The sequence below is a fragment of the Kosmotoga sp. DU53 genome (assembly GCF_001639905.1).
Classification (GTDB): Bacteria; Thermotogota; Thermotogae; order Petrotogales; family Kosmotogaceae; genus Kosmotoga; species Kosmotoga olearia.
Window position 1 is genome coordinate 1 of sequence record NZ_JGCK01000023.1, and the last position, 4,964, is coordinate 4,964.

4 protein-coding genes are annotated in these 4,964 nt (G+C 43.6%); 3 read left to right on the plus strand and 1 reads right to left on the minus strand.

Annotation, left to right across the window (positions count from 1 at the left end; all coding sequences use genetic code 11):
- Positions 1-233: 233 nt before the first annotated feature.
- Positions 234-827 carry a hypothetical protein gene (locus DU53_RS03290; RefSeq protein ID WP_063727459.1) on the minus strand — a complete coding sequence of 198 codons (594 nt, stop codon included), beginning with the start codon at positions 825-827 and terminating at the stop codon, positions 234-236.
- A 190-nt stretch (positions 828-1,017) separates the two neighbouring features.
- On the opposite strand from DU53_RS03290, the gene DU53_RS03295 reads away from it, so the two are divergent.
- The 3 genes from DU53_RS03295 to DU53_RS03310 all read left to right on the plus strand — a co-directional run bounded on the left by DU53_RS03295 (position 1,018) and on the right by DU53_RS03310 (position 4,778).
- The gene (locus DU53_RS03295) at positions 1,018-2,301 is read left to right on the plus strand and encodes a phenylacetate--CoA ligase family protein (protein ID WP_063727461.1); all 1,284 of its coding nucleotides are present in this window, start codon (positions 1,018-1,020) and stop codon (positions 2,299-2,301) included.
- Between the two features lie 611 nt (positions 2,302-2,912).
- Positions 2,913-4,193, plus strand: coding sequence for an SDR family NAD(P)-dependent oxidoreductase (locus DU53_RS03305; protein ID WP_063727465.1), 1,281 nt, complete (start codon positions 2,913-2,915; stop codon positions 4,191-4,193).
- A gap of 303 nt (positions 4,194-4,496) precedes the next feature.
- The gene (locus tag DU53_RS03310) at positions 4,497-4,778 is read left to right on the plus strand and encodes a hypothetical protein (RefSeq protein ID WP_063727467.1); all 282 of its coding nucleotides are present in this window, start codon (positions 4,497-4,499) and stop codon (positions 4,776-4,778) included.
- The last annotated feature ends 186 nt before the right edge of the window (positions 4,779-4,964 follow it).

Here is a 4,964-nt window from a genome sequence, read left to right on the forward strand (position 1 = left end):
CTCCAAAAACATTGTGCAGTCAATGAGTACAGGTTAATCGATGTAGCGTTCCTGGGTTTCCCCGGATATCCTACTATTGATCCTCTAGTACTCCCAGGATGGAAGAGGGAGTGTGAGAAGCAGTCGCTCTTATGGCGGATCGGTTCTCTGTTCCTCTCTTCCTCCTGACTGCCTCCTTTATTTTACTCCTACATCGGTTCTCGAATCTCTTTTCTAAACCCTATACCCGCTTTTTATATAACGATCTCCTCCACAGGTCTTCGAACACTTCGCTCGGGACGTTTCCTTGAATAACCTGCACGCAAAACCAACTGAACAGGTTTTGATAAACCAAGCGAACTCTCCAGCTCTTCCTTCCAGGGAGATTCTTCCATCATTTGTGACATGGGGTGGATGGCAACCCCAAGTTCAGTACACTTCAGTGCCAATTTCTCGAAATTTCTACCAGCTTCTAGCGTAGAATGAACACTCGAATCCTCGCTCGTTATAATGATAAATCCAGAACAACTGTTCACCTGATTTCTGACGTTCTCAATTCCTTTATTTCTGAAAGACCTGGAAAACGCGTTTTTTCTGCTCATGAAAGCATACCAGAAAAACTTTACCAACCCCGTCATTCCCAGCATTTCAGGGGTAAGCCCGTCTCTTTTTTCAGCAACTTCAGATCGAGAAAATCTCAACCATTCTGACAGCTCTTTTTGCTTCTCATCATCGAATGCCTGTTTTTTGTTGGATTCCACCAGATTACTTGCAATCCATTCCCCTTCCTCGCTTTTCCGAGGAAAATAAACCAGGTGATCTGGTAAAAGTTTCTCAAGTTCTTTCAAATGCAAAAACTGCAGCTCTTTTTTTGTACAACCTCCTGTTGGTAGTCTTTTTTACCAAATCCCAGTCGTCCATTATCTTTCTGAACTGTGCGTTTTACCAAGTCAATTTCTCTTCTCGTATTTACCTCTATAAAATCTCTTAATCTGGAGCTCATTGTGTTAGGATTGTGTCATATGGAGTTGATCAAAAATGAGCAGATGGCTTGTAAAGCGTATTCTCAGAGCGTCCGGGATCCATTCTAGGTACAGAATACCCTGGAATTGGAAGCTTGGAACCCGCTTGTACAGCAAAGGAAGCTTCAAGAAAACCTACAGGCAGGAGGCCTTTAAAGTTCTCATACAGGAGGTTTACCGTAATTCAAAATTCTACCGTGAGCATCTCAAAAGATACAATCTCAAAAATGTAAGAACCCCTGCAGATCTCGGCGACTTTTTCACCTATCCTGAACAGCTGGAAAATCACCCTGAAGATTTTATCTGCCAGAAACCCGACATCTATTTCGAAACCTCCGGCAGTTCTGGAAGACCGAAGAAAATCGGGTTAACTCGTGAAGACTTCCTCCTGCTAGCCTTTACCACAGCCCACGGCCTGAAAAAAATGGGCATGCAGAAGAATGACCTCTTTCTCAACGCTTACAGCTATGGAATCTGGGTTCCTGGCCTGATCCTTCAGAACGCACTAGAAATGCTTGGTGTTCCTGTTGTTCCTGTGGGGCATCAGAAACCCGAGGTTATATTCGAAAAAATCGTGGATTATAGACCAACGATTGTTGGAATACTGCCGTCTTCGCTGATCGTAATAACAAAACTCGCTGAAAGATATAAAAAAGAACTTCCGAAAATTCGGTGGTTCCAAACGGGAGCGCAACATATTCCTTTGAAAACAAAGGAATGGATTAAAACCGTGTGGGGTGCGAACGTTGTTAACGGCTACGGTGCGACAGAATTCGGCGGAACGTTTGCAATAGAATGCTATGAAGGAAAGGGTTACCACTTCAACGATCTTCTGTTCTGGGTTGAAATACTCAACCCGGATCAGGACGGATACGGGGAACTTGTTGTAACAACACTCGCCTTTCGATGCATGCCATTGATAAGATACAGAATAGGCGATATAACCAGATTTGTAAATGACCGTTGTGATTGTCCCTTTAGAACTGCAAAGATCGATTATATACTAGGTAGAAAAGATGACATGTTCAAAGCAGCAGGGAACAACCTCTATCCCGGATACTTCTCAAAAGCGGTGGTTGAGGGAGTATTTCTCGGTGTAGAGATCGACACAAACGAAGAAATCGACCGCATAAAAATACGGGTTACAGAAGGTTCAAAAGTGGACTTAAAAAGGCTCGATACTTTCATCCTGGATACCATCGAAAAAGATGAACTTATAGTCGAAACAAAATTTGAATCACCGAATTCGCACACCGGGAGGAAGATACCTGAGGTAATTGATTTACGGTCATGGGATTGATGTTTGGAACCGCTGACACGGTTGAAGTGCGGACCTACGCTCCGGACGTTTGCAGACACTGTCAGTTAGTGAAGCGACACGAACCGCAAGTGGTTGTCACGAACTCCTTTGGAGTTGTTTCGAACCGCTTCGCGGTTGACAAGCGCCTTCGGCAGATAGAACCAAAGGCGAGTCTAGGATATGGAGAAAATGCGAGAACCCGAGAACCGAGAATCCGAGAAATCAAGAACAGTAAATTCCGAATCAAGTTCAGGATGACAAATTAGGCTTGCAATACTGTAATAAAGCATGTTTTTTATTGTAGGGTTTGCTCTTTGTGGACACAAAAATGTACTCTTATATACTGTCAAAAAAAGGGCACAGCATGCTGTGCCCCTACAATAGCGACTCTCGGATCACGGTTATTGTTTTAAGTATCAATTTTATCAACTGCGAAGTAGTTTATAACAACCACGAAGTGGTTCAAAACAACTCCGCAGGAGTTCGTGTCAATCCCAAAAGGATTCGTGTCCGCTGCGAAGCAGCCTTCTCGGACTCTCGGATCTCGATGCATATCTGTTATGATAAAATTACTACTTAAAACATAAAATATTAAACCAGAGGGGATTGGGATGCTTATCGAGAAAATGGGGTTATCCCGCACTGCCCTTGCAGGAAAAGTGGCAGTTATTACAGGTGCAGGCCAGGGAATCGGTAAAGAATTAGCAAGAGCACTGGCATGGCTTGGTGCTAAGGTCATCATCGCTGAAATTAAGGACACAGGAGCTGAAGTTGAAACCTTAATACATTCAGAAGGAGGCACAGCCCTGTTTGTCCAAACCGACGTTAGTGACGAAAAAAGTATTCAGGCATTAGCCAAAAAGGCTTTTAATACCTTTGGCAAGGTAGATATTCTGGTGAACAACGCCATTATCTACCGCCCCGGTACCATCCTGGAGCTCCCAATAGAGGCCTGGGATCAGGTTTATGCCGTAAATCTGCGTGGCGCGGTGCTAGGCATTAAAGCGTTTTTGCCGGGAATGCTCGAGCGCAAGGAAGGCGTTATAGTAACGATTACATCGAGCGAAGGCATGCCGTATATGGCCTCCTATTTTGCATCAAAGGCTGCGTTACAGTCTCTTGGACTATCCCTTGCAGGTGAATTGAGCGAAGAATCAGGTGTATCAGCCTTTGTTTTTGCACCCGGGATGGTGGATACACCCGGAGGAAATCAGGCATTCCAGGCGCTGGCACCAAAATACGGTATGTCTTACCAGGAATTTATAAATATGAGTCCCAATCCCGGCTATAATGGTCTAATGCCGGCTGAAGACTGCGCCGCAGGCTTTGCATACGCCATTGTCCATGCCCGGGATTATCACGGTCAGGTCGTCGATCCATTCCAGATTCTCGCTAAAACGGGCCTTCTACGCTTTTCCCCACAACCCAGAACCGAAACCGACAACACTGTCCCAGCCGAATCCTCCTTGGAAAAACCCGCAGAAAAGAAATCGGCGATTGAGCTTGCCAGAGAAGTAAAGAAAATCCTGGAAGCGGTTAATAAAGAAGCCAACGAACTCGATCTGTTCAGGAAAATGTGGGTTACCCGTGCATTCCGACAGAGAACTGGAATGAGCATCAAAGACTGGCTGGAAACAGTTACAGAATTGGTTGCTGAACTCGAGGCTGCAGAAACCGGAGACACCACAAAAATCGAAAACATTCGCGGCAAGTTACCCTGGTTAAAAAGTAACCTTGAGAGGCTTGCCGATTATTTCAAGAAGAATATGAAAGACGCAGAAGGATATTTCAAAGATCCCAAAGCTCTAGCTGAAGCCTTAGAGGTTTTAACCTACCGGGAAAATACTGTGCGATCGTTAATTTCGGCATTAGAGCAAAAAGTTAAACCGTAGACAAAGACGAATCTTTAATCTTTAGGATAACTTTTTTCGCTTCACAAAGCATCTATGCTTTCCAAACTCGCCTTTGTTCTTCGGGATCAGGCTTCTTCCACTTTTGTTTCATACATTTAATCGTTCTGACAACAGGAAGTTCCATTGCAAATTGGATTTTTAGAGAAATTTGTGATACTGCGAGGCAGCTCAACAAAAAGATTAGTTTTTATGGAACAACTATTGCCAGAGTCTCTAAGATCCTTGGTTTAGAAAGATTTTGCGAGCTTGGAAGGTAAACAAGCTCAGCTGAAGGTGTAAAAGATGGATTTAAAAAGTATTGGTGTATGTGTAGGATCAAGCAATATCTCATATTATGACGGAATTAAAGGAGAAAATGTTTCTCACCATGGCAATCCCATGGAGATTTTGAAGGAACTGATACCTCGTTTCTTGATAGATGGGAATGTCATTGTCACCGGTAGAAAAGCAAAAAAGATGGTGAAACTTTCCCAGATACCAGAGGTTGAAGCAACTGAAATTGCGTACAACACACTCCGGGATAAATACGGCGCTGTGGAGGGTATTGTTGGCAGTATAAAATAAATGCTGTAAAAATAAAAAAAGCCCTGTATCCTAGAATAGGAAGAACACATAAACCATACAAAGGAGGGATACAGGGCCCATGGAAATCAAAGATATTATACTCCAATTTCTCACAGAAAATGAAGAAGGAATGAGAAAATCTTTCTAACCTGGTTTTTGAATACGGTTATGGAATATGAAGCCCGG

Coding starts and splice junctions, on each gene's coding strand:
- DU53_RS03295 (WP_063727461.1), top strand. CDS start 1,018: ATGAGCAGATGGCTTGTAAAGCGTATTCTCAGAGCGTCCGGGATCCAT.
- DU53_RS03305 (WP_063727465.1), top strand. CDS start 2,913: ATGCTTATCGAGAAAATGGGGTTATCCCGCACTGCCCTTGCAGGAAAA.
- DU53_RS03310 (WP_063727467.1), top strand. CDS start 4,497: ATGGATTTAAAAAGTATTGGTGTATGTGTAGGATCAAGCAATATCTCA.